At 52.4% G+C, this 26,376-nt stretch carries 25 protein-coding genes and 3 pseudogenes; 6 read left to right on the forward strand and 22 right to left on the reverse strand.

Annotation, left to right across the window (positions count from 1 at the left end; all coding sequences use genetic code 11):
• Window position 1: 1 nt before the first annotated feature.
• From V7775_RS14960 to V7775_RS14975, 4 genes are read right to left on the reverse strand one after another with little or no spacing between them, the layout of a single operon-like run.
• The gene (locus V7775_RS14960) at window positions 2-565 is read right to left on the reverse strand and encodes a sarcosine oxidase subunit gamma (RefSeq protein WP_335752711.1); all 564 of its coding nucleotides are present in this window, start codon (window positions 563-565) and stop codon (window positions 2-4) included.
• Window positions 558-3,494 carry a sarcosine oxidase subunit alpha family protein gene (locus tag V7775_RS14965; RefSeq protein ID WP_335752712.1) on the reverse strand — a complete coding sequence of 979 codons (2,937 nt, stop codon included), beginning with the start codon at window positions 3,492-3,494 and terminating at the stop codon, window positions 558-560. Before V7775_RS14965 ends, V7775_RS14960 begins: the two co-directional genes overlap by 8 nt.
• The gene (locus V7775_RS14970; RefSeq protein WP_335752713.1) at window positions 3,491-3,778 is read right to left on the reverse strand and encodes a sarcosine oxidase subunit delta; all 288 of its coding nucleotides are present in this window, start codon (window positions 3,776-3,778) and stop codon (window positions 3,491-3,493) included. The genes V7775_RS14965 and V7775_RS14970 overlap by 4 nt, the downstream gene beginning before the upstream one ends.
• A gap of 9 nt (window positions 3,779-3,787) precedes the next feature.
• Window positions 3,788-5,038 carry a sarcosine oxidase subunit beta family protein gene (locus V7775_RS14975; protein ID WP_335752714.1) on the reverse strand — a complete coding sequence of 417 codons (1,251 nt, stop codon included), beginning with the start codon at window positions 5,036-5,038 and terminating at the stop codon, window positions 3,788-3,790.
• Between the two features lie 1,068 nt (window positions 5,039-6,106).
• Here V7775_RS14975 and V7775_RS14980 point away from each other — a divergent pair.
• Genes V7775_RS14980 through V7775_RS24815 form a run of 3 tightly spaced genes read left to right on the forward strand, consistent with a single transcriptional unit; the run spans window position 6,107 to window position 8,600 of the window.
• Window positions 6,107-7,312, forward strand: a complete 1,206-nt coding sequence (locus V7775_RS14980) for a methyltransferase family protein (RefSeq protein ID WP_335752715.1) — start codon at window positions 6,107-6,109, stop codon at window positions 7,310-7,312.
• Window positions 7,309-8,280: a cytochrome P450 gene (locus V7775_RS14985; RefSeq protein ID WP_335752716.1), complete on the forward strand. Its 972-nt coding sequence runs from the start codon at window positions 7,309-7,311 to the stop codon at window positions 8,278-8,280. Before V7775_RS14980 ends, V7775_RS14985 begins: the two co-directional genes overlap by 4 nt.
• Window positions 8,281-8,321: 41 nt before the next feature.
• Window positions 8,322-8,600 (forward strand): cytochrome P450, encoded by a 279-nt coding sequence (locus V7775_RS24815; protein ID WP_443070131.1) that lies wholly within the window; start codon window positions 8,322-8,324, stop codon window positions 8,598-8,600.
• Here V7775_RS24815 and V7775_RS14990 read toward each other — a convergent pair.
• The 8 genes from V7775_RS14990 to V7775_RS15025 form a co-directional block, all read right to left on the reverse strand.
• The gene (locus tag V7775_RS14990; protein WP_335752717.1) at window positions 8,574-9,020 is read right to left on the reverse strand and encodes a thiol-disulfide oxidoreductase DCC family protein; all 447 of its coding nucleotides are present in this window, start codon (window positions 9,018-9,020) and stop codon (window positions 8,574-8,576) included. The genes V7775_RS24815 and V7775_RS14990 overlap by 27 nt on opposite strands.
• A gap of 248 nt (window positions 9,021-9,268) precedes the next feature.
• The gene (locus V7775_RS14995; protein ID WP_335752718.1) at window positions 9,269-11,533 is read right to left on the reverse strand and encodes a mechanosensitive ion channel family protein; all 2,265 of its coding nucleotides are present in this window, start codon (window positions 11,531-11,533) and stop codon (window positions 9,269-9,271) included.
• A 521-nt stretch (window positions 11,534-12,054) separates the two neighbouring features.
• On the reverse strand, window positions 12,055-12,249 hold the full coding sequence (locus tag V7775_RS15000; protein ID WP_335752719.1) for a hypothetical protein: 195 nt from the start codon (window positions 12,247-12,249) through the stop codon (window positions 12,055-12,057).
• Window positions 12,243-12,410, reverse strand: a complete 168-nt coding sequence (locus V7775_RS15005) for a hypothetical protein (protein WP_335752720.1) — start codon at window positions 12,408-12,410, stop codon at window positions 12,243-12,245. The genes V7775_RS15000 and V7775_RS15005 overlap by 7 nt, the downstream gene beginning before the upstream one ends.
• 6 nt (window positions 12,411-12,416) lie before the next feature.
• On the reverse strand, window positions 12,417-12,617 hold the full coding sequence (locus V7775_RS15010) for a tail protein X (protein WP_335752721.1): 201 nt from the start codon (window positions 12,615-12,617) through the stop codon (window positions 12,417-12,419).
• Window positions 12,614-12,823 carry a phage tail protein gene (locus V7775_RS15015; protein ID WP_335752722.1) on the reverse strand — a complete coding sequence of 70 codons (210 nt, stop codon included), beginning with the start codon at window positions 12,821-12,823 and terminating at the stop codon, window positions 12,614-12,616. The genes V7775_RS15010 and V7775_RS15015 overlap by 4 nt, the downstream gene beginning before the upstream one ends.
• A gap of 15 nt (window positions 12,824-12,838) precedes the next feature.
• Window positions 12,839-13,105 (reverse strand): hypothetical protein, encoded by a 267-nt coding sequence (locus V7775_RS15020; protein ID WP_335752723.1) that lies wholly within the window; start codon window positions 13,103-13,105, stop codon window positions 12,839-12,841.
• Between the two features lie 210 nt (window positions 13,106-13,315).
• A complete protein-coding gene (locus V7775_RS15025) occupies window positions 13,316-14,353 on the reverse strand; it encodes a hypothetical protein (RefSeq protein ID WP_335752724.1) in 1,038 nt (345 codons plus the stop codon).
• A 1,646-nt stretch (window positions 14,354-15,999) separates the two neighbouring features.
• On the opposite strand from V7775_RS15025, the gene V7775_RS15030 reads away from it, so the two are divergent.
• Window positions 16,000-17,202: an aminopeptidase P family protein gene (locus tag V7775_RS15030; protein WP_335752725.1), complete on the forward strand. Its 1,203-nt coding sequence runs from the start codon at window positions 16,000-16,002 to the stop codon at window positions 17,200-17,202.
• A gap of 341 nt (window positions 17,203-17,543) precedes the next feature.
• On the opposite strand, the pseudogene V7775_RS24820 reads toward V7775_RS15030, so the two are convergent.
• Both V7775_RS24820 and V7775_RS24825 read right to left on the reverse strand, forming a co-directional pair.
• Window positions 17,544-18,087: pseudogene (locus V7775_RS24820) on the reverse strand (LysR substrate-binding domain-containing protein).
• On the reverse strand, window positions 17,978-18,277 hold the full coding sequence (locus V7775_RS24825; protein ID WP_443070135.1) for a LysR family transcriptional regulator: 300 nt from the start codon (window positions 18,275-18,277) through the stop codon (window positions 17,978-17,980). The pseudogene V7775_RS24820 and the gene V7775_RS24825 overlap by 110 nt, the downstream one beginning before the upstream one ends.
• Window positions 18,278-18,423: 146 nt before the next feature.
• On the opposite strand from V7775_RS24825, the gene V7775_RS15035 reads away from it, so the two are divergent.
• The gene (locus tag V7775_RS15035) at window positions 18,424-18,813 is read left to right on the forward strand and encodes an IclR family transcriptional regulator domain-containing protein (protein ID WP_443070132.1); all 390 of its coding nucleotides are present in this window, start codon (window positions 18,424-18,426) and stop codon (window positions 18,811-18,813) included.
• 44 nt (window positions 18,814-18,857) lie between these two features.
• On the opposite strand, the pseudogene V7775_RS24830 reads toward V7775_RS15035, so the two are convergent.
• Window positions 18,858-18,950, reverse strand: a pseudogene (locus V7775_RS24830) (integrase); the annotation flags it as partial.
• 848 nt (window positions 18,951-19,798) lie between these two features.
• On the opposite strand from V7775_RS24830, the pseudogene V7775_RS24835 reads away from it, so the two are divergent.
• Window positions 19,799-19,960 (forward strand): annotated as a pseudogene (locus tag V7775_RS24835) (transposase); the annotation flags it as partial.
• A gap of 731 nt (window positions 19,961-20,691) precedes the next feature.
• On the opposite strand, the gene V7775_RS15045 reads toward V7775_RS24835, so the two are convergent.
• From V7775_RS15045 to hisD, 7 genes are read right to left on the reverse strand one after another with little or no spacing between them, the layout of a single operon-like run.
• Window positions 20,692-21,795, reverse strand: a complete 1,104-nt coding sequence (locus V7775_RS15045) for an alpha-hydroxy acid oxidase (protein ID WP_335752727.1) — start codon at window positions 21,793-21,795, stop codon at window positions 20,692-20,694.
• Window positions 21,796-22,350 (reverse strand): sulfopyruvate decarboxylase subunit beta, encoded by a 555-nt coding sequence (comE, locus tag V7775_RS15050; protein WP_335751999.1) that lies wholly within the window; start codon window positions 22,348-22,350, stop codon window positions 21,796-21,798. It abuts the gene before it with no gap.
• Window positions 22,347-22,853, reverse strand: a complete 507-nt coding sequence (comD, locus tag V7775_RS15055) for a sulfopyruvate decarboxylase subunit alpha (protein ID WP_335752728.1) — start codon at window positions 22,851-22,853, stop codon at window positions 22,347-22,349. Before comD ends, comE begins: the two co-directional genes overlap by 4 nt.
• A gap of 26 nt (window positions 22,854-22,879) precedes the next feature.
• Window positions 22,880-23,299, reverse strand: a complete 420-nt coding sequence (locus V7775_RS15060; RefSeq protein WP_335752729.1) for a universal stress protein — start codon at window positions 23,297-23,299, stop codon at window positions 22,880-22,882.
• 18 nt (window positions 23,300-23,317) lie between these two features.
• Complete coding sequence (locus tag V7775_RS15065) at window positions 23,318-24,298, reverse strand: zinc-dependent alcohol dehydrogenase (protein WP_335752730.1); 981 nt, start codon at window positions 24,296-24,298, stop codon at window positions 23,318-23,320.
• On the reverse strand, window positions 24,295-25,071 hold the full coding sequence (locus tag V7775_RS15070) for an SDR family NAD(P)-dependent oxidoreductase (protein ID WP_335752731.1): 777 nt from the start codon (window positions 25,069-25,071) through the stop codon (window positions 24,295-24,297). Before V7775_RS15070 ends, V7775_RS15065 begins: the two co-directional genes overlap by 4 nt.
• The gene (gene hisD / locus V7775_RS15075) at window positions 25,064-26,371 is read right to left on the reverse strand and encodes a histidinol dehydrogenase (protein ID WP_335752732.1); all 1,308 of its coding nucleotides are present in this window, start codon (window positions 26,369-26,371) and stop codon (window positions 25,064-25,066) included. The genes V7775_RS15070 and hisD overlap by 8 nt, the downstream gene beginning before the upstream one ends.
• Window positions 26,372-26,376 lie beyond the last annotated feature (5 nt).

The raw sequence follows: 26,376 nt of genomic DNA on the forward strand, positions 1-26,376 counted from the left end.
TTTAACTCAGCGATTTGGCTGTTGTGATCAACGCATGGTGCAGGGTGGCGGCAGATGCACGTGGCCCCAAGATGCGCACGTGATCAGACGCTTCGCGCCGGATTACGAAACACCCTAATTGATGAATGACCGTGCGGTGGGTATCGCCCGCAGTCATTTTGCGGATTGGCACTGCGCACAGACGTTCAACCATGTCTTCCATAGCGCGGCCTGTCACGTCAAAGGTGACCCAAGCGCCGGACTGCTCGGTAACAGATGCCGCATCACCCAATAGCGTCTTAACGGTTTCAGCCAAACCTTCGTGGGTGGCACGGGGTGCACCCAACATCCATTGGTCTGGTCCCATCCAAAACCCTGCTTCGGGGTCATGTAATTGCGCGCGGCCCGGTCCCGGCACGGCACCCAACAGTTTCTTGAGCACCTTATGGCATTCCACCTCGCGGCCCAAACGCGCGGCAACTGACGCCAACGCCAACCCATCGTTTTCCGCGATGGTGATGTGTTCAAACGTGTCCACCTGCGGCGCGGTGCCGCCAAGTGCTGTAACTGGTTTCAGATCATGCACGAAGCCGCTCCCCTTTAGGATCAATGAAATGTGCGCTGACAATTTCGACGTTAACCTCAACCCCTGTCAACGGGCTGATCAGACGCATTTGTTCGCCCATGCGGTTGCCGCCATCTTTAAGAAACCCAATCGCAATCGCGTGGCCTAGGTTCGGTGAATAACACGCTGACGTGGCATAGCCTTGATCATGGGCGGCATCCATCGGACCGTCCGCTTTCATCAAATGCGCACCTGCGGGTACGGGATCATCCAGATTAATAGGTTTGATGCCGACCTGTTGGTACGCATCCGCCTCATTCAACCCTTCGCGCTCCGATAGGACCGATCCGATGCTGTCCTTGGCCTTGCTGACCATACGACCCATCCCAAGGTTCAGCGCGGTGGTCGTGCCGTTCAACTCGTTGCCTGCCGCATGGCCCTTTTCGATCCGCATCACGCCTAAAGCTTCGGTGCCATAAGGGGTCACGTTGAACTCGGCCCCTACCTCCATGATCTTGCGCATCAGCGCGTCGCCATACGCGGTTGGCACGGCTATTTCATAGGCCAGTTCGCCACTGAACGATATTCGGAACAGGCGGGCGCGCAATCCGCCGCAGATGGTGACATTGCTGCATGCCATGAATGGGAATGCCTCGTTTGAGATGTCCACATCGACGATCTTATTCAGCAGCTTGCGGGCGTTTGGACCTGCGACAGCGTATTGCGCCCATGCCTCTGTCGTCGAGATCAGCTGCACATCCATGTCGGGAAACAGGCATTGGCGCACAAATTCCATGTGGCGATAGACGGGCAGGGCATTAGCGGTTGTGGTGGTGACGACAAAATGATCCTCGGCCAACCGACCAGCGGTGCCGTCATCCATTGCGATCCCGTCTTCGCGCAACATCAGGCCGTAACGGGTTTTGCCCACAGCGAGTTTGGCAAAGCCGTTGCAGTAGACTTTGTTCAGGAACGCAGCGGCATCTGTGCCTTGCACGTCAATCTTGCCAAGCGTGGTCACATCACACACACCGACAGATTTTCGTGTTGCTAGAACCTCACGATCCACGCTTTCCCGCCATGTGGTCTCTCCTGCACGCGGGAACCATTGGGCGCGCATCCAATTGCCTACCTCAACAAACACCGCACCTTGTTCGGTCGCCCATTTGTGTGAAGGGGTCAGGCGTTTTGGGTGGAACTCTTGGCCACGATGACGACCCGCAAGCACGCCAATCGAAGTGGGTGTATAAGGTGGGCGAAAGATGGTTGTGCCGGTTTCAGGAATAGATTTCCCAGCAAGTTCAGCCATGATAGCGAGGCCGCCCATGTTAGACGTCTTGCCTTGATCGGTGGCCATGCCAAGGGTTGTGTAGCGTTTAAGATGTTCGACCGAGCGGAAGCCTTCTTGGTGGCTGAGCTTCACATCCTTAACGGTCACATCGTTTTGCAGGTCAAGCCACGCGCGACTGCATCCCTCAACATACCAGAACGGTTTGATGTTTGTGGGCGTATCCTCAGCTTGGGGCAATTTGGGAAGACGTCCCTTGAGGCCGAGCGCCTTTTTGGCGGCGGCGGCACCCGATGCAAGGGCGGCATGTGTTGAGAATTCTCCATTGGCTGCACCCGCGACGGACATGCCGGGGGGCAGGGCGCCACCGGGGACAAAGGCGGCAATCGTGTCGTTCCACGAAGGGCGGCCCCGTTGGTGACAGGTCATATGCACGTTCGGGTTCCATCCCCCCGTCATGCCAAGCGCGCCACATTCCAGCATGCGGGTGCTGCCGTCGTTCAGACGCACCTCGGCAAAGGTCAGGCCCAAACGACCTTTGGTATCGATGATTTCGCCGTGTAAAACCTCATAATCAATACTGCGCGGGGCATCAGCCCGTACGTCAACCACGGCGGCAATTTTCACACCTTTGGCATGCAGGTCAGCAGCCGTACGATGGCCGTCGTCGTTGTTGGTAAAAATCGCGACGCGGCGGTCAGCAGCAACAGCAAAGCGGTTGGCATAGGTGCGCAGGGCAGAGGCCAGCATGATACCGGGTCGGTCATTGTTTTCAAACGCGATAGGGCGTTCGATGGCCCCTGCGGCCAGCACAGTTTGTTTGGCATAGATACGCCACAGGATTTGACGCGGCTTGTCTGCGTCTGGTGTGAACAGGTGGTCACTGACCCGTTCAACAGCGCCGTAGGTGCCGTGATCAAACGCGCCAATGACTGTAGTGCGGGCCATCAGGCGCACGTTTGACAAGCTTGCGAGTTCGGCGACACTAGCCGCCGCCCAATCAGCACCTGCATCGTCACCAATGCTAAATGTCTCAGAATTCAGGCGGCCGCCCATGCGGAAGTCTTCATCAGCCAAGATCACATCTGCACCGCTGCGACCTGCTGTCAAAGCGGCCATAATGCCGGCGGGCCCGGCCCCAATGATCAATAGATCACAGTGCAGAAAGCCTTTGTCATAGACATCAGGATCATCTTCTAAAGACAATGATCCAAGACCCGCAGCTTTGCGAATGATCGGTTCATAGACCTTTTCCCAGAACGCGGCGGGCCACATAAAGGTTTTGTAATAGAACCCCGCGGTCAGGAAGTTTGAGAAGCGGTCATTGATCGCCATCAGATCAAATTTCAAAGACCCAACGCGGTTCTGGCTTTTCGCCAGCAAGCCATCGTACATCTCGATGGTGGTAGCGCGGGTGTTAGGTTCTTGGCGCGCGCCGCTGCGCAGTTCGACCAGCGCGTTTGGTTCTTCTGATCCGGCGGATAAAACGCCGCGCGGACGGTGGTATTTGAACGACCGGCCCATCAGGCGCACACCATTGGCGAGCAGTGCAGATGCCAGGGTGTCACCGGGTCGTCCGGTCATCTGTCTACCGTCAAAAGTGAACTTGAGAGCGTTATTGCGGTCAATCTGACCACCGCTTAAACGGTTCTTCTCAGTCATGTGCTGCGTCCCCGACTGCGGGCCACATCGCGGGCCAGTTCAACTTTGGATATCTCGTGGGTCAGCGTGTTGCGCGTGACCACCAACCATGACCGATCACCCGCCTCGTGAAACCACAGTTCTTCGTGCCATCCTGCTGGGTTTTCGCGCAGGTAGCCATATTCATAGAAATCGCGCGCGGCTGTGTCCGACGCAGGGTCAGGACGGTCGATCATGCGAGCATCACCAAGGTAGGTGAACTCTGATGCGTCGCGGGGCCCAAGCAGGGGGTGATCAATAATCATCTGGGCACCTCAATGTAGGTTGGGCTGATTGCCCATCCCTTTTTCGTCGATCATCCGCCCTTTTTCAAAACGATCAAAGCGGTAGGCCGTGGCGGTGGGGTGCGGCGTGTCTTTGGCCAGCAAATGGGCAAAGCAAAAGCCTGATGCTGGCGTTGCTTTGAACCCGCCATAACACCAGCCGCCGTTGAAATAGAGGCCATCAGTGTCGGTACGGTCAATGATGGGCGAGCCGTCCATAGACATGTCCATTACACCACCCCACATGCGCAACATGCGTGCGCGACCAAAGGCGGGGAAGATTGCCATACCGCCTTCGCAGACGTCCTCGACCACGGGCAGATTGCCGCGTTGGGCGTAGGAGTTGTAGCCGTCGATGTCGCCGCCAAAGACCAAGCCGCCCTTGTCAGATTGGCTGCAATAAAAGTGGCCTGCGCCAAATGTCACGACGCCGGGCATCACGGGTTTTAAGCCCTCGGATACGAAGGCTTGTAAGACGTGGCTCTCCATCGGCAGACGCATGCCCGCGTGCGACATCAAGCGGCTGGACGATCCGGCCACAGCACAGCCGACCTTGCCCGCGCCGATAAAGCCGCGCGATGTTTCGACGCCAAGGCATTTGCCGTTCTCAATCTTGAACCCGGTGACCTCGCAGTTTTGGATGATGTCCACGCCCCGGCTGTCCGCGCCGCGCGCAAAACCCCACGCCACCGCATCATGGCGCACGGTGCCGCCGCGATGTTGCGCCAAACCACCCTTGATCGGGAACCGGGCATCTTCGGTGTTCAAATACGGATAGCGCGCCTTGATCTGCTCGGTTGTCAGCATCTCAGCATCGGCACCATTTAGGATCATCGCATTGCCGCGCCGGATAAACGCATCGCGCTGCGCGTCGGTGTGGATGAGGTTCAGGATGCCACGTTGGCTGATCATCGCGTTGTAGTTAAAGTCTTGCTCTAACCCTTCCCACAGTTTGAGCGAGAATTCATAAAACGGCTCATTGCCATCCAGCAAGTAGTTCGAGCGGATTATGGTGGTGTTGCGCCCGACGTTGCCGCCGCCGATCCAACCTTTTTCCAAGACCGCGATGCGTTTTTGACCGTATTCCTTGGCAAGGTAATAGGCGGTTGCAAGCCCGTGCCCGCCACCCCCAATGACGATAATATCATAATGCGCTTGCGGTTCAGGATCACGCCACGCGGGTTTCCAGCCTTTGTGGCCAGTCAACGCTTCTTTGATGACTCTTAGTCCTGAGTACCGCATGTGTCGTATCCCCTTTGGGGTAACATTAAGGGGCGGGGCGGAGATGTCATTTCGAAATCGGACAAACAGGTCGTCAAACACGACATGCTCCATTAAAATTCTTAATTACAGGGCCATTCGAAAAGGCTTGGGCCATTCTAAACTGGATCGCGAAATTCCCCGCATCATGCTGGAAAGCATGGAGAATGGATATGATGCATGCAGAACCAAACCTGCGTGAACGGCCTACGATCAAATGTATGTTGAACGCAAAGATATCAGTGCGCGAGATCGGCCAGAAAATGCATTGGCGTATAGATGGCTATCAACATTGGCATCTAGGGCGCATGAGACAGTTGAAGACCACTCAACTTCAAGAAGGCAATCCGTAGAATGTTATTCGGCTGATAGCTTAGCATAAGGTAAATTACTGGTGGTTCATGAATAGATACGGCACATACGGGCATTCACCGACTGCGGTCATTCGTCAAAATCGTAGCGAACGTCCAGCTTGAGTCCACTTTACCGCCTTTCTGCATCGTATCTAATGTCCGGAAACAGGAGTTCGGATGAAGAGCCCCTTGTTCGAAATTGTTGCACCATGGCTGGTGACAACTCTTAAAAATTCCATCGCCAGATGAGTAAATGTTGTTCCATCGACCATGAAGTGTGATTGAACCTTATGCATCGATTAAAGTTGTCCGTCGTGTTTGGAATGGTATCCATTGCAGTCTTCTCATTTCTATTCCGCGGATATCTTGCGGTCGTCGATCTCGTTGACGGGGATCAAACGGCCTTTTTGGCCTTCCCTCTATCTGTGGTGTTGCCGATCATAGTGTTTTCATTCTTGGCAACTCGGCGCGATATGTCCTCCCAAGAAGGGGCTCTCATGCAGTTGGGTGCGATGATACAAATCCTACTAATTGTAGCTTTGCCTCAATTTGCAATATATCCCGCCCTTGGGTTTCCCATTGTTTTTCTTCTTGTGGAACTCTTCGAGACGAGAGGGCCGACGTGCCTCAAGTCTGAAGTCAAAAGCAGATTGCTTGCATGATCGAGCTATCACTACCTTAATCGTGGATGCTCGCGTTGCGTTGGGGATTGCTGCTTGGCCCAGTTTGTCTGGCCTTGGTGATGGTGCGGCTGCGTCACCTGTCGCATAGAACTCAAGTCGCGGGGTTATTTGCCTTTCTTTACGGCGTTGCGATGGTTTTCGTGACCCATTCCCTTGCTGTCTCGGTGGGTTGGTGGAGCTATGGCTGGGACGCATTAATGGTGAACAACTTGCCTGCCGATATCATTCTGGGCGGGGCTATATTGTTTGGACCGGGGCTATATTTCTCATTTCCAAAGACGCGCCCACTCATGATTTGTCTGCCTATCATTATCGGGTTGCATGGAACGATATTCAGTTCTTTGGAACCTCTCGTTTTTGCAGGGCCACATTGGTTTTTGGGTGTTATGTTTGTTTTCGCGACAGCACATCTGCCTGCGATCTATCTGGCGAAATGGACAGAAGCGGACACGCATTTACCTTATCGCTGTGCGCTCCTTGCGATCAAGACTGGCGGAATGATTTTTGCTGTTTTGCCCTCGCTGATCATGCAGGCCATGGGCGGAACATGGGACATTTGTGCAAAGCCTGTGTGGGTGATCAGCCTCGCTCTGTTCGTACTCTCGATCACATCCTTGATTGGCGTTTCCGCCAACCAAACGCTTTGTCTACAAGGGCGCGGGACGCCAATCCCGCTTGACCCCACTAAACGGCTGGTGACAACGGGCCTCTATGCGTATGTTTCAAATCCAATGCAGTTGTCGGCGGCTTTGGGTTGGGTTGTCTTAGGCCTATTCTTACAAAACATTTGGATCATGGCTGCATCATTGATGGCATGGATATTTGTTCAAGGGATGGTGCGCTGGCATCATCGGCATGACCTCTTGAAGCGCTTTCCAACCGGCTGGCCCGAATATAAAGAAAATGTTCCAGAGTGGCTGCCTCGTTGGCGACCATGGAACAAGGCACGTGCGGTTTTGACCCTCTCTGATGCATCTCGGGGACATCGCCAAGCTGCATTATGGTTACGTGCAGCCACCAGCCTAGACATTCGATGGTCTGACGATGGCAACGCGTGGCATGAAAACCCTGAAAACGTTTATGGCTTTCGTGGAGCATGCGCCATTGCGGCTGCTTTCGGCCATGTGAACTTTGCTTATGCGCTGCTCGGCCAAGCGTGGTTGCTGCTCGCTGTTCCGTGGATTTATCTGTTTGATCAAGTCTTGAGGAGAGAGACATGAAGGGACCATCATCCGCATTGCTTGGGCTGGATACGTTGATCAAGATTAGACAAAATCAACTGGGCTTTTATGCGGACATGCGGGCACGGTTCGGCGACACGGTTCCCTTGCGTCTTGGGCCGTATAGGTCTTGGCTGCTGTTTCACCCTGATCAGATTGAAGTTGTCTTGGCCAGCAAGGCCAAAAAGTTCATCCGCTTTGAGCGGATGATGAATGTATTGCGTCAATGGAACGGGGAAAGCCTGTTTATCGCTGAAGGTCAAAGCTGGCACGATCGACGTCGCAAAGTTCTTCCGGCCTTCGCCCAAAAGAAAATGCCCGCCTATGAAGCCGTTTTCCAACAGGTTGCGGAGGATTGGGTCACGCATCTGTCCAAAGAGGCGGGCCGTGATGGTGCCATACATCTGGATGCCGATGATACCTTTGCGCAAATTGCTCTGAATATTGCCCTGCGAACACTCTTTGGCGGCGGATTTTCCAAGGGTATGGATCAGGTCTCGGCGCATATTAAAGTTCTATCAGATGTTGCGTTTCGCGAGTGCGCGAGTCCGTTGACGTTACCTGACTACTGTCCTCTTCCCGGCAAACGCAGGAAAAAGGCTGCGATGGCCTTCATGCGCGATCTCGTCCGCGATCTTGTCGAAGACAGGTTTACAGGTCCGGTGGGTGACGACCTTCTCCAAGTTCTCATCGAAACACATGCCGGTGACAAACAGGAGATCTGTGACGATGCGATGAGCCTTCTGATCGCGGGGCATGAAACGTCTGGTGCTGCTTTGTCTTGGATATTTGCGCTATTGGCTGATCACCCATCAGCATTGGCCCAGTGCCAAAGCGAAGTTGCCCGCACGGATGACGTCCAAGACATGAGCTATCTTCGGGCCGTCGTTGATGAGGCGCTTCGGCTTTATCCGCCAGGTTATACGTTGTTTCTCAGGCAAGCCACGGAAGACGTTGATATCGTGTGAACCTTGGTGAAGAAAGGGGAGCTCTTACAGATCATCCCTAAATGACTGGACGTGATCAAAGGTTCTTTGATGAGCCAAATCAGTTTCGCCCAGAGCGTTTTCTAACTGAGCCGACCTGGCCATTCTTTGCCAATTTGCCTTTTAGCGCGGGACCAAGGGCGTGTACTGGGCATCAATTCGCATTGAAAGAGGTTTCGATCATAGCGGCAGAACTTCTGCGAGCCTTTGAACCGCGCTTGAGCGGTGCATTTCCGGTTCCTGAACCGAAGTTTTCGTTGCGGCGCAAAGGTGGGCTACCGATGATCTGGCAGCGCCGCTGAACGTGGCGGCCCTAGAACGAAGCGAGCCTGTTGCCCATCCGGTGGCAAGAAACACTGATCTTGTTGTCCAAACCATCGATAGCGGTTCTTTGCCATCCGATCATAAAGCCAATCACGGAACGATCTTGGCACAAAACGTAGCGCAGTCGCCCAACGCCAAGGGGCATTCAACGTCTTGAAGATAGCAAAAGTGGCATCAGATTTAATTAGCGGTCGCCCCGCGGACACGACCAGATAGGACTCATCCAAATCTTGAGGTGTCAATTCATGCTTCGCGGCAAGAGCGATGCCTTGTTCAGACCAAGCTGAAACAAAATTTGCTGATGGCTTGCGTTCATGGCGCAAGACAAAACGCACCCAAGCCGAGCACAGCAAACAGTCAGTATCAAAGACGATGGTTAAATTGTTTGGGCATTCCATGCATTCAATTATGCTCACCGAACTACAAATGCCAAGTGACTAACCATCGTTTTCCCTGTGAAGCGGACCTTGGTGCAATTGCAGCGAATGCACACCTTGTCCGCAGAGCCGCCATTGGCATTTGAAATTTAGTCAGACGACCCTCGCAATTGCAGCAAAGGTCCGCATCGAGCCCATTTTGACCAGATGCTGCAGCGCGACGGAAGTCCGCCTTTAAGGGCAGGCATTTGTCTGCCAGAATTGTGCCTTTATCGATTATCCTTTTGCCCATCCAGTGGCAGCTGTTCTTGTGCAGCTTGGGTGGCGGCGGCGGCTATTGTTGCTTTGTCCTCATCCGTTAGCTTCTTGCCATCCATCGAGGGCAGTGCGACACGCACTTCGCGGCGGGCGAATTCAATACCGTTTTCTGCAAAAGCGGCATTCACTCGATTGAAGATCTCCTTACGAATGGTGAACTGTGTACCCGGTTTGGCCATGAATTTACCACGGAACACCATGCCCACATCATCAATTTCAAGCATCCCTTGGGATTTGAATGGCTGTAAGAAATCATCTTTAAATTCCTCCAAAACCAACATCTCTTGGCCGATCTTCTTAAAGACCTTTTTGACCATGTTTGGATCGGTATTAAACGGAACGGTAAAGCGCAGTTTCATGATCACCCAATCACGAGAGAAGTTGGTGACTTTTGGGATTTCACCGTAAGGGATCGTATGGACTGGCCCCTTGTGGTGGCGCAGTTGCATAGAACGGATAGAGATTTTTTCGACAGTCCCCATTGTGCCCTCAACCTCAACATACTCACCTGTGCGGAAAGCGTCATCAACCAAAAAGAAAATGCCCGACACGACGTCAGTAACCAGTTTTTGCGCACCAAAACCAATCGCCAAACCCGCGATACCGGCGCCAGCGAGGAGTGGCGTGGTATCAACCCCGATGTTTCCAAGCCCGAGTAGCAAGAAAACGATCACAATGGTCGCTTGTGTGACTATGAGGATCAGGGGCAAAACTGTTGAGAGCCGTGAGCCACCTGCGCCACCGCCGTCGCCGCCGACCGCTTCCTCATCAGGCATATAACCAGCGGCGGTTTGTTCGGCTGCCAGTTTTCGGTTGATGTAAAGAGAGACAAGTTCGTAGAACAGGTAGCCAATTGCCATGATAATGAGGAATTCCAGCAATTTTGCTGCGAGTTGTGGCCCGACACCTGCAGAGGCGATATTGGTGGCGGACACTCCCCAGAAACCAGCAATCGCCATGATAACAAATCCAAAAATCACGACACGCCCAATGCGGATGTACGAACGTTTGGCGGATATATAGGCGCGCTCGGCCACTGGCCCTTCGCCGGTCATGCCGGGGGTAAGATGGCGCACCATTCCACGGATGAAAGTGTCCAGTGCTGGGGCGAAAATCAACAATGTCATGGTTTTGTAGTTGGGAGCGCCGTAAAGTAGCTCAAAGTCGCCATAGCTCACAATGATCTGGGTGATCCACCAGATGCCCAAACTGACAACAATAGCGAAATATGGGAAAGCACGTGCCATACCGTCTTCGGTTGTGGTAATGTCAGCGTCAAAACCCCGCATCATCGAGGTCATACCTGCCCGATATTTCCAACAAGCTGCGACCAGATAAAGGTGAACAGCAAGGTTGAGCCAAAATCCAATACGCGTTTCAACATCTGTTATGCCTTGAAATTCGTTGAACTGGATAAGTACTGCGCTGAATCCGATCAGAAACGCGAAGCCAAAGCTGTGAAATACCATCGCTTTGGCGGTGTGATCATCACAGTTAAGAAGACGGAACATTGGATTTCTTGGCGCAAATAGAAAGCGCCCAACAGCAATCATGATGCGTGGAAATGCAATAAGATATGGTCCAATCAATCCAACGACCCCGCCCAGAAATGGCGGTAGGATCGCTGTGCCGATCGACATTGCGACGATGATAAAGACAAAGACGGCACCTATCTCGCGGGCGAAGCGTTTCGTTAGGAAAGAAACGATTTCGCGCAACGTGATGTTGTTAAAGTCAGCTGGGCGCTGAATTTGCCATTTCATAATCAGGCGGCGGAAAATTATCTCTGCGATAGCAGCACCGCCAAACATGGCGGCCATATAGCCAAGCAATTTAAGAAGGCCTTCACCGCCAATTTTTCCGTAAAATGTGGCGAGCGCTTGGGGTTGTTTTTCGAAAAGCACCGGTAGGCTGCGCACAGACAATGCGACCATGCTCGCCGCGCCCGTTGTTGTGTGGTAAAAGAAGTCGTTCAGTACTTCCGTATCGTCGACTTCAACCGCTTGGGCGTTTAGCTGACTCAGTAAGAGTGCGCGTACTTCGGTGTCAGAAAGCCGTGAGATTAAGGCATTTGCCGTATCTTCTGTTAGTGGGTCAGGCAATGTCACTGTGGTGTCGGCGCTAGAAGTTGTGGAAAACAGGGACTGCGCCCCAGCTGGTGAATGGGTGGCGAGCGCCAAAAGGGCGGTGAGTACCAATATTTTAATGAAATGCAAGGCAGTGCTCTCCCCAAGTTAATCAACATTGCAGGTTAAACGTTAACTGACCTTGGTTCGTCACGAACAGCAAGGTGAATCTATGTCCCTAAGAAAGGTGAACCGCGCAGTTTTTCCCTTTAAGGTGGTCACTGGGGCAACCAGAACGAATGTCAGCAAAGTTCGGAGTGCAGACATCAGTGCTCCCCGCACCGAAGGTCCGCATTGGGGTTCCAAAAATGGCGATTTTTGGCAGGACGTCCATAGCCCAAAAGGATATCAAAATTTCTGACAGTCTATAGGCGTTTTGTCTAATGCCTGAGACAAAACGCCTACCATTCTCGAACATGGCATAGCCGCCCAGCTCGACGGATAAGGTGCTACTGTTGCGTTTGGACTTGGCAAGGGGGCATCAGCGGCGCGTTGGGCTTCGGCTTGGTTGGCATAACGGGTACGGAGGATGTGTTCGGCTCCTCATTGCCCGCTGTCACCTTCTGCACACGGCCCGTGCCGAGCTTGGACCATTCAGCGACCACGCGGCCTTACTTGCCCTCACCTGTTTTGACAAACACCGGCGCGCCGCCTGCTGGCTTGTACGTGGCGTCCAAATCGCGGGTGATGCGGGTCAGGAAATTGAGGTCACTTTCCGTGGTTTGCGCATGAAAGGTATAGTGTACCGATTTCAGGCTATCGCGGATCTGTTTGGCCAGACCGTGTTCACCTGCGATCTTTAACACCGCCCAACCGCAGGCAGCGCCACGAGGTAATCACGGTCATCGATCTCGGCAGTGTCTGCGGTTTCCCCTGAAGCATCGGTGACGATGATTCCGATCAGCCTGTCGCCAATCGGAGCCGTGACATCATTGCCATTTGAAAGAACGCGGAATCCAATTCTCATATCAGATCACCACAACCGCACAGGCGTGCGCGTAGGTTCTGGCGCAACCTCTGGTAGCGTGATCAAAATCCCCATCGGCAGGATCGAGCCGCGTTCAGCCAGACCGGGGTTTGCCTCATAGACCAGCACAGACAAGGTGGCGCTGCCGTAATGTGCATGACAGATTGCATCGACCATATCGCCGTCAATTGTGCGGTGAACGCTCATAGCAAATCCCCAATGAATGAGGACAAGCCGTCGCTGTCCGCGCCGTAAGACTGCAGCGTGATCGAGAAGTCGATGCGCCGTGGCGCGCCATCGCGCATCAAGTATTTCTTGCGCTCAGTGACACCCGTGATGCACCACTTTTTCCAAACCCAACCAAGGCCGTCTACCATCATAAACGGCACATCCGTTCCCGCCAACAGCCGCATCAACTCAACCTGTCGCTACTCACCTTTGAAGTGGGGATAGATCATCCCTTCTAACGCAGGCGGGCGGCCTAAACGGTCAACCTTGTTCCAGCGGTAGGCCACCTCGCGGGAGAGCTCCTGATAGCCGCCATTGGACAGGCCGAACCGGAAGGTTCCCAGCGTCATCACCACCTGAGACAGGTTCATGCTATCATATTTGGTTTTGAGTTTGCTGAACGGCATTGGGCTTAAGCCATGCCTGCGGCACAACTTCACCAGTTGGCATCCCAGATCTTTGTTCATTGCCCCCCTCTACCGCATGCCTTGTATGGATCTGCCAGACAACGAGACAGGCGATTGGAAGGCAATCTGCATAAAAGAGCGGTCATGACACAGAAGGGATAGCGATACCTTAGTACTTGCACTTTGGTTGGGATCAACCTGCGTGTTTATCGGCTGGCACCAACGCGACCTGAAGATGTTGTTCTTTGACCGCACCTGAAGGATCTTTTGTCAGGCCGAAAGTCCGAGTCCACTTTGGTACAAGGCCATAAGCATCTGATCAATAGTGTTTGTTTGAGGCAACTGGATTTGGTTTTCGCCTAAAACCTCAATCAGACGCTGAAGTTTGAAGCTTGATAGATCGGAAAGATAATACTCACATGCATCCAGATTTGTCGAATGGGTTGCGTTGCTAAAATCAATCTGAAATCTGTCCGATAGGAACGCAATCTGATCGTTCAAATTAGGTTTCAAAAGCCCAGACAATATATCTCCATCGAGCTTGTCATCCCTTGATGCCGGGAATGCTTTGGCTAGGATTGCGATGAGTTTGTGTCGGGCGGAAACGTGGTCACGAGTGCCAAGAGTAACAAGAGGTAGCTTATTCAATCTGTACAAAAGCCTTGTAGCTGTAGCCGAAAGAGACTGGTTCGTCCTTTTCAGTGCAAAAGACTCTCTTTCTAATCCACAGATCGAAGCAAAGCCCAAAACCGGATCAGCGAATTCGCCAAGAATTTCCGAAAAATTTCGAACAATCAGATTTTCTTTGGGCAGGACCTCACTAAAAGTCCATAATATCCATTTATACGCGGGATTGATCTGCAAAACGTCCTCCCAGCCATGCTTTATGAGTTCCTGCATTTCAGATGCAACATAGCCATTGGGCGAACGAACGAAGCAGACGATCTTGACGTTACAGCCTCTAGACTTGAGGAATTCAACCAATGCCCGCTTATCGTCATTCTGTAGCGTACCAATGTCTTCCCCAGAAATGAGTAGCCTTTTGAAATTTGGATCATCAATATCTTTCTGCAGAACCTCTAAATAGCGTTCGCGTCTTTCATCTATCTCTTCCTTAGATAGGCCAATATTCTTCCAAACGTGATATTCATAACGATCACTGGAAAAAACTGTCGTCATTGGAATTGAATGGTTTGCTTCATCAAAGCTCGCATAGCGGGTGGTTTCGTCCCTATAGTCCTTGAGGCTGGACTGGATTGAAGATGATCCAGTTTTGTGCATTCCAATATGCAACACTACATCTTTCACTTTTCACCCATTCTCCGGCTTAACTCTAGGTTTCCATATTAGGCGAATTGAACCTACCAGCGGAACTGTATCAAAGTTATATGACGTGACAAAACGATCGCCAACTGCAGCTCATGACATTAACGAAACGTGATACGAAGACAAGGCGGCAGGTATTTCCTTACCGGACGGTGGGCGGCAAAGATCAACCATGCTGTCCGGTCCACGCAGTTCATTCAAAACGATACTGACCTGCTCTCCGGACGAGTAGTGCCTGCGCGTAGTCTGCTTGAAACTCTTGACGATCTTTTCGCCCTCGTTCCGATCTTCTACCAATTGGTAGTTGTGATGAACCAAGAACGCCCTCTTATAAAATTACACTATTTGGCCTTTAACCGCTGAGGTTAGGCACTTTCTGCTCGGTAATCTCGGTGTCAAGATCGATCACTAAGACCACCAACGCCAACCCAAAGCAGCAGGTTGACCCACATCATGACGATCATTTCCAATCGTGGTACCCTCGCGATCTGCTGGTCATCATTGTTGTGTCAGTCTAGGGGCATACCCGGCTAAAAACCGCACTTTGCGCTGGTTATACGAGCGTCGAATTTTGACCCAATGTCCGTTCATGAAGAGGAGCCAGAGCTTCCGTGGGGTCTCATAGAAAAAGGCCTTTGGCAAAACCTGTTGGATTCCCAAACGATCATGCCACTCTGCCCAGCCTAAGCGATAAGGCGGCGTTCCCTATTTCCAGTTCTTCCTGCATCTACCCATCTCCCGTGATTTCGTCTGTCACGCTCCGCTGAAAGTGGAGGGCATGCTTAATGCCGAAACGTGCCGCTAAAAACGTTGGCCAACTGATTTCTAATAGTATTGAACGCTTAGAAACTGGTGTCGTGCTCGTAAATTTGGCTGGTGACGTCATTGACTTCAAATGTCAGCAAAATTTCTGATGTGGTTGAGCAGATAGCAAAGGACGCGAACGAACAAGCAACTAGTATTAGCGAAATTAATACCAGTATTGCACAGCTCGACATTGTTACTCAAAAAAATTGCGGCAATGGTTGATGTAACGACGGATATGACAGCGGATATGTTCAAAGGCGCGCACGCTTGTGTCGCAGTTTGCCTTGGTTGATGCGGCCCCTCATCCCACAAAGGCCGGCGAACGGCTCAAGCATTCGGTAGCGCAAATTAAGGATCCATTGGCGCCGTCGGTTTGCCAATCCGTCAGGTACTCGGCAAGCTAAAGGCCACAAAGCGGACAGCGGCGAGCTTGTTCGTCAACATCCACTTGGGGTGTTCAACGTTCCAAAAACCACGGTTTGTTGAATGCTCCGCCAAACCGGACATGTATGCATGCGCAGCAAGGATCGGTTAAGTCTGCGCAGCAGACCGTGGCGCAGATCGCAGCGAAAGCTCCGTTCGGTGCCAATAGTTTCGGATGCTGCATCATTTCATGAATGTCCGCTTTTAAAAACTTGCCATAGATGATCAATACAGTGCAAATAGAACTATGGGTCGGCGATGGCGTCGCCAGCAGTCACATGCAAGCCCACTATCACCTTCCTGAACGCCGGGACTTTTCTTTGCCGTTTTCGCGGTCGAGGGGTTCTACTATGGCTCCCTTAACGCGCGGTATGGCATGTCGTCGAAGGAACCATTTTATGGATCGCCCAGAGTTTTACCGTTTCCACCAAGGGGACAAAATTCTCCCATTTTCCTCCCAAGAATATGATGATCGATTGTCACGCCTACGCGCTGATATGCGTAGTACTGGCGTTGATGCTTGCGTTTTTACATCTATGCACAATGTCGCCTACTATTCTGGCTTCCTGTATTGTGCCTTTGGTCGCCCCTATGCACTGGTCGTGACGCAGACAGAGTCTGTCACCATGAGCGCTGGCATTGATGCCGCCCAGCCGTGGCGTCGCAGTCATGGGGACAACATCACGTATACGGACTGGCAACGCGATAACTATTGGCGCGCTGTTCGCTCTGTAACCGGAACGGAAAGGACAATTGGCTACGAAGCCGATCATTTGACTTTGGTGCAATGTTCATTGATGGACACGTTTTTGTCCCCCAAGGCCATTGTCGATGTTGCACCCATCACCATGCGCCAAAGGATGTATAAATCAGCCGCCGAGATCGCGTTGATCCGTAAGTGCGCGCAGGTCGCTGACGTTGGCGGCTATGCGGTTAAGGGTGCGGTTAAAGCTGGGGTCCGCGAGATTGACGTGGCTATGGCTGGTCGTGATGCGATGGAAATGGAAATCGCCAATCGCTTTCCTGATGCAGAATACCGCGACACTTGGGTATGGTTTCAGTCTGGGATCAACACGGACGGTGCGCACAACCCTGTGACGGGGCGCACCTTGGAGGCAGGCGATATTTTGAGCCTGAATACGTTCCCGATGATCAGCGGATATTACACCGCACTTGAGCGGACCATGTTTGTTGAAACGGTTGACCCTGCCAGTTTGAAAATTTGGGAGGCAAATGTTGCGGCCCATGAATTTGGAATGGGCCTGTTAAAACCGGGGGTAAGTTGCGCGGAAGTGACTGAGAAGATCAACACCTTCTTTGAAGAACGCGATTTGCTGCAATATCGCACCTTTGGGTATGGCCATTCATTCGGGGTCTTGTCCCATTACTATGGTCGCGAGGCAGGTCTGGAGTTACGCGAAGACATCGACACGGTGTTGGAGGCTGGCATGGTGATCTCGATGGAACCGATGTTGACAGTGCCAGAAGGTAAAGCTGGTGCAGGTGGTTATCGTGAGCACGACATTCTCGTCATTACTGAAGATGGGAACGAGAATATTACAGGCTATCCGTATGGCCCAGAGTTCAATGTCATAGCATAAGGTCTAGGTGCTCGCGGGGGTGTTATCCCCGCGAGGCTACCAAAACGGACCTTTAAGCTCGAAACGGCAATGACCGCCTCGTCAGCACAGGGTAAATTGGTGCATTCGGCAAAATGGAACGTCAGTTAGGTGTGCATTCTCAATAGCAATGAATGGCTTCAAAGAGCGCTCTTCCGCTGATGCTGCAGCTTACATTAATGTCGGCTTTGGGTTCGACACTTCGCCGGCCCAGTCTTGTGCGTCCTGCCTAATAGAACGTTTTTTACTGGATAAAAGAAAGTGCGGTTCATCCCGAAAAGTTTAGGTTCTCTAGTGCAGTATGAAAAATTTTTAACTCATCGTTAAATATCTTGGAGAATTCGCGCCGGATGCCCACCTCTTTTGGCGAAGGTTGCGGCAGTGAACCCATCCACAATGCTGCACCCCAAACCAGCTTGCACGAGGTCTGCGTTAGTCAGTGACCAAAGCGCTTCGATCTGGATGGTGCGCGGCACATTATGAGATGAGAAGAGGGCGTTGGTTCTTAGTCTGCTTGAGGTGCCCTCAGCGGTGGCGATGAAGTCGACCCCCTCAAGATTCAAAACTGAAATTTCCTGTTTGGCGCACAGCGGGTGGCAAGATGCAAAATGAAGGGACGGACATGATCGGCCCGACTTGGAAGTTAGCGGTATTAACGGGAGTCATTGCAAATCCGATGCCGCACAGGCCAGACGTCACTAAATCCACTATCTCATCCGAACTAGACATTTGGATGGAGAGTTGCACGTCGTGATTTTTACAAAGCTGCGTCATGACACGCGTAAGAAATCCCGTGGCTAGAGTTGGTAACATCGCAAGACGCAGGTTGCCTCCACTGCGGTTTTTGATGCGCTGCACTGATCTCACAACCCGCTCTAGGCCAGTGTAACTTTCCCCGCATATGATCAAACAAAGAGAACCCAATTTCGAGTTCGAGCTGACTGATGATTTTTGAAACCACAGGCTGGATCAAAGACAGCGGCCGAGCAGCGCCAGTCATGGAGCCACTCAACATCAGTGTTATAAAAATAAATATTTGGCAGTGAGTTAGGTGTATCTGATGGACCTCTCCATAGGTACGAGTTCAGGTGATATCATCACTTCATCAAAAAAGAATAAGCAAGCATGAACAAGAGTTCATGCCAGGTGAAACTACAAAAATGACAGTGCGATACGACGAACCATCCATAGGAAGGTGCAGAAGTGGCGGCTTCGGCGTTCGGGTTATATTGCGCCAACAAGGAGAAAATGATCATGATTTTTGGCAAGAGCTTCAAGCAATGCACCTTGCGTGCCTTGGTCTCAGGCGCCTTACGTACCATGACAACGAAAAACTTGCTGACACGGGACGAGGTATTTGATGATATTCGCCGCATAAGGGAGCGCGGTTATGCACTGGACGATGAAGAATTCGTCATCGGAATGAAGTGTGTAGCTGCTCCAATTTGGTCGGAATCTGGTGAACCAATTGGTTCACTGTCTGTCTCTGGTTTGGCCGCTCGGGTTACGCCTGAAAATATCGAAGATGTGGCCAAACATGTAATGGCGGCTGCAAAAGAACTGACCGATATTATTGGGGGTCACCCAAGCTGACGCTGTTCTTCAACGTGATGCGAGCGATAGTTGAACCGCGACTCTTATTGCGCTTGAGGGTAGGGAGATCGACCTATCTCTTCCAGCATCTTTTCTCTGAACACTTCCGCGGGTGTTTTCCAAGCAAGGTATTTACGGCTCTTCTGTTCTGGGCAGTGCTCTTGCAAACGACTTCAGCATGATACGCGTTTCGTAGGAGAAATCTGAAATGGGCTTCTGTGACCACATTGGGTGCTTCTCCTTCTAACTCTGGGCCCATTGCTGCACTTTCATTGTTATTGGCTGGTCAGAACTGGTTTTCGGTCCCGCATCATTTTGTTATGAAACGCCCTATGATTAACTTTCTGGGCACTTTGGCATTCCCATTAATCGTAGGGGCAATCAGTTTGACTGCTGTCCCAGATCGAGCCCAAGCACAAAGCTACCAAATAGACTGCGCAATCTTGTTGTGCCTCTCTGGCGGGTGGCCGGCGTCCGTTCCCTGTGCCCGAGCCAAGTTCATCCGACGCATAACGCCTTGGCCCGTGGAGCAGGCTCTTCAAATCTGGCGTTGCCCAATGAGAGCGGCATACACAACAGAACCTCAAACTCTGACGACTGATCGTATCTACGATATCTTGTTCAAAATGGATGATGCGCCAGTACAGTCACTTCCAAGAAGCCCCATGGGCGATTTTGACCTCATCCCACAATATGCAGATTTGAGACAGGGTGGCGGTTGTGCAGCGCGATTGCACGAACGTACGCAGACCATCAACATGCTACGCGCAGTTGGCGGAGTTTGGGATCGTGTTCCCACAGCGTGTTGGCCACGCCACTCAGTTTGCAAAGCGCCAGTCTGATGGTGACAGTGCTGATCTGCCGGACACTGCATGCAGCGTTATTGCCGAATTCTGTGAACAAATTTTGTTCCTTCATACGAAAATTGCCCACTACATCCCGCGAGATGACCCAAGTGGCCCCGCGAAAGAAACAGGTCGCTCTTCTTCAAACAATCCCGGGCATTGGGCCGATCACCGCTTCCGCCATTGTCGCAACGATCGGCACTGGCAAACAGTTCAGCACGGGCCGTGACTTTGCCGCTTGGCTTGGCCTGACACCCCTGAACGGCTGCAGTGGCGGTAAGGAAAGGTTGAGTCGTATCTCGACCCTTCTCATGGTTTGTAGGTGAACTATTGCCGAGCATTTGATGGGGATCAATACATTCGACGATTACTCGTAATTGGCATGATGTCCAGCATGCGGCAAACCGCCAAAAACCCTGAGCGGTATGACCCATCTTTCGCAGATATCATGGCGCGAAAACCGGGAAAAGTCGCAGCCGTTGCCATGGCCAACAAGACGGCTCGCATGGTTTGGGCTGTGCTCACCAAAAACCAAGACACACCGTGCTTTGTCCTGAACACATGTTTTACGATATGCAGAATAGGACTTGGTTTGTGGAAAACATGCACGAGAGGGAGGGCTGGCGGCCAAGTGATCCGCGCAACCAGACCGGACACAAGACCGTATCTGACAAACATAAATCACACCAGAAATGCCTTGCTAAGCAGGAGTCGTCCACACAGGACAAAGCTGACCTTGCTGGCTGCTTACTCAATGGCCGTTTTACCAATGTGAACTGACGGCAAAACGCTCTAATGGCAGGAAACCTACAAACGCTGCACCCACAAACTAAATTGGGAAATTTGAAGAAAGCGGACGCTCGGGGCTACGACACAGTTTTTTTATTGTGCAAACGCAGCTCACACGGCGGTGGTCACTTGTCTCAGGGTCGAAAAACCAATTCCGAAGTATGATGCAACTTGTTTGCGACTAAGGCCCCCGTTAGAGCCATGCGAACAACTTCGTGTCTAAATTCTATTGTTGGTTTCTGTCCTATTCGTTTTTACCCGCATTCAGATTGTACATACCCGTTTGGGCCATTGCGATGCTCATTTCATCGCTCAGCACTTCCCACATGCGGTTCAGCCCTGCTTCACCACCCGCGGCGATTGCAAATTGCAAAATACGGCCGAAAAAGGTGAAGTCAGCACCCGACACCAATGCCTTCAAAGCATCTTCGCCCGACCTTAATCCGCTGTCGAAGAACAGTGGAAAGTCTGGCCCAACCGCTTCGCGGATCACTGGCAACATTGCAAAGGGCGACGGGGCGCTTTCCAATTGCCGTGCGCCGTGGCTGGACACCTGAATGGCATCGACGCCTTTGGTTTTTAGCATTTGGGCATCTTCAGGGTCCAATACTCCTTTGACCACCAACTTACCGGGCCACGCATCGCGCATTGCTGTTAGCGTATCCCAGTCTGCACGTGCCCGACTTTCGGTGCGATCAAATTCGTAACCCGGCATTTGGAAATTTGCCATCTCTGGCTTACCTTTGAATAGTGAGGACAACGACCAACGCGGGTGAAGCGCAAAATCAATGAACTGGCTTGGGCCAATGCGAAACGGCATCTTAAACCCATGACGCAATTCGCGCGGGCGGCGGCCAACCTCTGGTACATCTACGGTCAGAACAAGCGTCTGGTAGCCCGCTTGGCGTGCGCGTTCGATCAGCTTGAATGTTCCACTGCCATCGCCGGTGAAATATATCTGGAACCATGCATGACCGTCAGCAACTTCAATGATCTTTTCCAGCGGAGTCGATGCAACGGTGGAAACCCCATGCGGTACTTTATAATTGGCCGCAAGCCGCGCGAGCATTAAGTCAGCCCCCGGCGCGGACAGATTGCACATGCCCATTGGCGCAATGCCAAACGGGCGCTCTGTAGGGGCACCAAAAATCGAAGTTGCTAATGAACGCTGGCTGACGTCCCGTAGAATGCGGGGCCGCAAAGTTATTGCGTCAAGCGCTGCGCGATTACGCACAGCCCCTGTTTCGCGACCGGCGGCCCCATCGATGTAATCGAAAACCATCCAAGGTAGACGACGACGCGCAATACGACGTGCGTCGTCTGCCGAATGGATAGCATTCGCGCCCATTTAAGCGCTTACCGCTTTCATAAAGCGATCGCGGATCACAACGGGGTCCATCGTGATGACAGGCAGCTTGATGTTGCCGCTGTCGCATTTACACACGATGATCGTCATCTGCTTGCTGTCGATGGCCGATTGCAGAACAGGACCAAGGTCTTTGTCTTGCACTTCGATCACATTTTCACAGCCACATGCTGATGCAACAGCCGTCAAAGACGTCTTTTTGCCCGCATATGTCGGTTGATCTCCGGTTGAGCCATAAGACCCGTTGTCGATGATCAGCAGAATGTAGTTATCAGCCACATTGTTGGCGATTGTTGGCAACGTACCAAGGTTCGTCAGAACCGAACCATCACCATCAATGGAAATAACCGTCTTGTCCTGAGACAAAGCAAGGCCAAGACCAATGGACGAAGACAGGCCCATTGTGCCCAACATGTAAAAATTGGTGGGCTGATCGTCGATCATATGCAGCTCTTGGCTGGGAAGACCGATGTTACACACGACCAATTGGTCGCGCAGGATTGGCGCGATTTCGCGCAGAATTTCAGAGCGTATCATTGGTCCCCGTAGCCTCCCCAGAAGTTAGCATCCGTCAGAATCGCGACCGGCTTGTTGCACATGAATGTGTATTTCAGGATTGCATCAAATTCTTCCACATCCGACTGGTGGTGGAAGTGGTAGGTCGGGATTTTCATCTCAGCCAGCAGTGCTTTTGTGTGCACAGCCATCTCAACTTGGCAGGCTACAGGCTCGCGCAACTCACCCCGGTAAGAGATGATCATCGGCAGCGGCATCCGGTAGTATTGAATTAGTGTAGCCAGCGTGTTGATCGTGACGCCGATGGCCGTGTTTTGCATGATGATCGCAGGACGTTTGCCGCCCATAAAGGCACCAGCACACAGGCCCATGCCCTCGTCTTCTTTGTTGGATGGGATGTGGAAAATCTCGTCGCGCGCGTCGACTTCCTCGATCACACCAGCCAGCTGTTTGCAGGGCACGGTAGTGACAAAAGAGACGCCGTTTGCAACAAGATCATCGGTGATCTTCTTGTCGATGTTCATTGGTGGAGGCCTTTCATGTTTGGCAATTAGTTAGTTTCAGTATTTCGGTGAACGTGAACGGCACAGCCTGCATGGCGCACAACGCGCGCGGCAGTTGAGCCAAGAAAATAATCCCGCAATCCAGGCTTATGAGAGCCGATGACGATGCAATCTACGCCATTGCCGTTGGCGTAATCGATGATACTGCGGGATGAATGACCTGTGACCAGCACGGGTGTGACGTTTGAAAACGCAGCAGTTTTTTCTGCCAGCATCGCTTTGGCCGTATCAAGTCCAGCTTTGACAGTCTCGTCATCAAGATAAACGCTGACCGAGCCTTGTGGCTCTTCATGAACGTGCAATGCAATAATCTCGCCCTGCGACCCACACAGAGCATCTGCGATCGTAAGCGTCAGAGGCGAAATGTCATGGTCAAGCGCCATAGGTACAAGGATTTTAGAATACATATCTATTCTCACTTATTGTTAAGGCCACGGGTTCAAAACGATCTTTGGTGCGGCCACTGACCCCGTCCGCAATTCAGCAAAGGCTTTGGCACCCTCAGATAAATCCCGTGTCTGGAACCAATCAAGCGGCCCAAGATGCCCATCAAAAATCGCCTGTGCAGTGTCGCGGAAATCTTGTGCGGTATAGGTGTAGGTGCCGATGAATGTGATTTCTTGCAAAGTCATGCGCCGGATGTCTAACCCACCTGAATCTTCGCCCAATCCGACATGTGCGATCACACCACCTGGCGTAGCCAAGGCAGAGGCCATCGCCCGTGTTGCGCTGTAGCCAACTGCATCCACGACCAAGGGGAAATGGTCGTCGGTCGATGCAACGGCATGTTCGCCGCACGTATCCCTGAGGAACGTCCTGCGTGCATCGTTGGGTTCGATAATCGTCACATCCGCCACGGCCATTGCCTTTAAGGCAAGGGATGCGGCCAATCCGATGGCTCCACCACCAATCACCAATGCGCGTCGCTGCGCCGTCGGGTGCAACGCTTCAGTCGCAAGCCGCACAGCGTGCCAACTAACTGCCAAAGGTTCTGCTAATGACGCTTTTGCCAGTGGCACATCCTTTGGGACTTCGACAAGGTTTTGCATCGGCATTGTAACGAATTGGGCAAATGCCCCTTCACGGGGCTGCATCGAGATGATCTGGCGCGTTGGGCAAAGGTTCTCGCGGCCAGACCTACATGCGGCGCAGGTCCCGCAAGTGACCAAAGGGTTGACCGTGACACGCATTCCATCATTTGGACCACCCACAATGACGCCTGCGGCTTCATGGCCAAGGATTAGTGGAGCAGGCCGGCGCACATCATGACCGAGATAGGCGTGCATATCGGAGCCACAAATGCCCACCGCTTCCACACGGATCAGGTGTTCGTTACTTGTGGCAACAGGGTCAGGTACATCGCGAAAGGTAAGCGTTTCAACGCCGTCATAAACCAGTGCTTTCATTTTGAAGTATACCCCCCGTCGACCATTAAAATTTGACCCGTCACATAGCCGGACGCGTCCGAGCATAAAAAGATCAACGGCCCATCAATGTCTTCCATTCGCCCATTACGGTTTATGCAGGTTTGGGCAGCATTTCGCGCGGCGCGTTCAGGATCGTCAAAGACCGCTTGCGTAAGTTCGGTCGGGAAGAACCCCGGTCCGATTGCGTTGGCAGTAATGCCGTCCTTTGACCAGGCTTCAGCCATCGCGCGGGTCAACTGGCCAATCGCCGCTTTGGTCGCTCCGTAAGCAATACCACCCGGAAATGCGCGGGTTGTTTGAAGTGATGCGAAATTCACGATCCGTCCCCAACCTTTTTTGCGCATTTCAGGCACCATCGCTTGCGATAGAAAAAACGGTGCCGAAAGGTTCAGCGCAACGGTTTGATCCCAGCCTTCTGATGTTACATCATCAGCCGCCTCACGTGTGTTGATACCCGCCGCATGGACCAATATATCAGGTGCGCCAAAAGGCGCAGATACGGCATGAACCAAATCAGGGATACCCGCCCGATCAGCAACATTGGCCACAACAACCGCGCAGCTGTCGCCGATTTCAGCCTTTAAGCTTTCAAGTACATCGCCACGGCGGGCAACACCAACAACCTCTGCACCAGAAGCTGCCAGCGCGATCGCCGTGCGCCGACCAAGGCCTGAACTGGCCCCGGTTACACATGCGACACGACCTGTCAGGTCAAAAATACTCTTCGGATGTAGGCGATCTGAGTTAACCATCTGCGGTCAGGTCGAAATTTTCACCCGGGAAGTATTTAGCAAGCCGCACATCTGCCGCACGTGCGTGGCCTTCCATGCCTTCAAGGCGTGAAATTCGAGCTGTCGCTTGCGCAACCTGCTTAGACCCTTCGCGCGTTGCCTGCTGCCATGTGACGATCTTCATGTACTTGTGCACAGACAAGCCGCCTGTGTAGCTGGCCGCACCAGATGTTGGCAGCACGTGGTTTGTCCCAGTCGCTTTGTCGCCATAAGACACTGTTGTTTCTTCGCCCAAAAACAACGAGCCGTAACACGTTAGCCTGTTCAACCACCACTTCAGGTCTTCGGCCTGAACGGTCAGGTGCTCTGGCGCATAGCTGTCAGAACATGCGGCCATTTCTTCGCGGTCGGCACATAAGATCACTTCGGCATAATCGCGCCACGCAGCGAATGCATTTTCACGGTTCAGCTCAGGTAGATCGTCAATCAGGCCCGGCACCAAGTCCATAACTTTTTCTGCCAGCGCGCGATCATCTGTAACCAACCAAACTGGAGAGTTATAACCGTGCTCTGCTTGTGAGACTAAATCCGTCGCAACGATCAATGGGTCTGCTGTTTTGTCAGCAAGAACCAGACTGTCGGTTGGCCCCGCGATCATGTCGATTCCAACACGGCCAAAAAGAATGCGCTTGGCTTCGGCAACAAATTGGTTGCCTGGGCCGACAAGGATGTTTGCCTTTGGCAGACCAAACAAACCAAACGTCATCGCAGCAACACCCTGCACGCCGCCCAAGGCCATAATCTTATCAGCACCTGAAATATGGGCCGCATAAACAATAGCTGGGTTCACACCAATTTCGGGGCGGGGTGGTGAACAGGCTGTGATGTGGTGGCAACCTGCTACCTTGGCTGTTGTCACTGTCATGATCGCGCTTGCGATGTGGCTGTAACGACCACCTGGAACATAGCAACCCGCAGCATCGACTGGGATGGCTTTTTGGCCCGCGATCATGCCTGGTACGATCTCAATCTCGACATCTGAAACAGTTGCCTTTTGCGCCTCGGCAAACCGTTTGACGTTCTCATGGGCGAATTGGATGTCCGCCTTCAGCTTGTCAGAGACAAGGGCACAGGCCGCTTCAATCTCTTCCGGCGTCAGCATTACATTGCCTTCGTAACGGTCGAATTTCTTGGCGTATTCAAGTGCCTTTGCATCACCCCCCGCTTCGATATCAGACAAAATGCCTTTTACGATTTCATGCGTTTCGGATGCATCCGAGTTGGCAGTTAGGGTTGCTTTTTTGAGGTATTCAAGTGTCATAGTTT

It is taken from the genome of Sulfitobacter sp. (assembly GCF_036960155.1).
Classification (GTDB): domain Bacteria; phylum Pseudomonadota; class Alphaproteobacteria; order Rhodobacterales; family Rhodobacteraceae; genus Sulfitobacter.

Coding starts and splice junctions, on each gene's coding strand:
- V7775_RS14965 (WP_335752712.1), bottom strand. CDS start 3,494: ATGACTGAGAAGAACCGTTTAAGCGGTGGTCAGATTGACCGCAATAAC.
- V7775_RS14970 (WP_335752713.1), bottom strand. CDS start 3,778: ATGATTATTGATCACCCCCTGCTTGGGCCCCGCGACGCATCAGAGTTC.
- V7775_RS14975 (WP_335752714.1), bottom strand. CDS start 5,038: ATGCGGTACTCAGGACTAAGAGTCATCAAAGAAGCGTTGACTGGCCAC.
- V7775_RS14985 (WP_335752716.1), top strand. CDS start 7,309: ATGAAGGGACCATCATCCGCATTGCTTGGGCTGGATACGTTGATCAAG.
- V7775_RS24815 (WP_443070131.1), top strand. CDS start 8,322: ATGACTGGACGTGATCAAAGGTTCTTTGATGAGCCAAATCAGTTTCGC.
- V7775_RS14990 (WP_335752717.1), bottom strand. CDS start 9,020: ATGGAATGCCCAAACAATTTAACCATCGTCTTTGATACTGACTGTTTG.
- V7775_RS15005 (WP_335752720.1), bottom strand. CDS start 12,410: ATGAGAATTGGATTCCGCGTTCTTTCAAATGGCAATGATGTCACGGCT.
- V7775_RS15010 (WP_335752721.1), bottom strand. CDS start 12,617: ATGAGCGTTCACCGCACAATTGACGGCGATATGGTCGATGCAATCTGT.
- V7775_RS15015 (WP_335752722.1), bottom strand. CDS start 12,823: ATGCGGCTGTTGGCGGGAACGGATGTGCCGTTTATGATGGTAGACGGC.
- V7775_RS15020 (WP_335752723.1), bottom strand. CDS start 13,105: ATGAACAAAGATCTGGGATGCCAACTGGTGAAGTTGTGCCGCAGGCAT.
- V7775_RS15030 (WP_335752725.1), top strand. CDS start 16,000: ATGGATCGCCCAGAGTTTTACCGTTTCCACCAAGGGGACAAAATTCTC.
- V7775_RS15045 (WP_335752727.1), bottom strand. CDS start 21,795: ATGGGCGCGAATGCTATCCATTCGGCAGACGACGCACGTCGTATTGCG.
- comE (WP_335751999.1), bottom strand. CDS start 22,350: ATGATACGCTCTGAAATTCTGCGCGAAATCGCGCCAATCCTGCGCGAC.
- comD (WP_335752728.1), bottom strand. CDS start 22,853: ATGAACATCGACAAGAAGATCACCGATGATCTTGTTGCAAACGGCGTC.
- V7775_RS15060 (WP_335752729.1), bottom strand. CDS start 23,299: ATGTATTCTAAAATCCTTGTACCTATGGCGCTTGACCATGACATTTCG.
- V7775_RS15065 (WP_335752730.1), bottom strand. CDS start 24,298: ATGAAAGCACTGGTTTATGACGGCGTTGAAACGCTTACCTTTCGCGAT.
- V7775_RS15070 (WP_335752731.1), bottom strand. CDS start 25,071: ATGGTTAACTCAGATCGCCTACATCCGAAGAGTATTTTTGACCTGACA.
- hisD (WP_335752732.1), bottom strand. CDS start 26,371: ATGACACTTGAATACCTCAAAAAAGCAACCCTAACTGCCAACTCGGAT.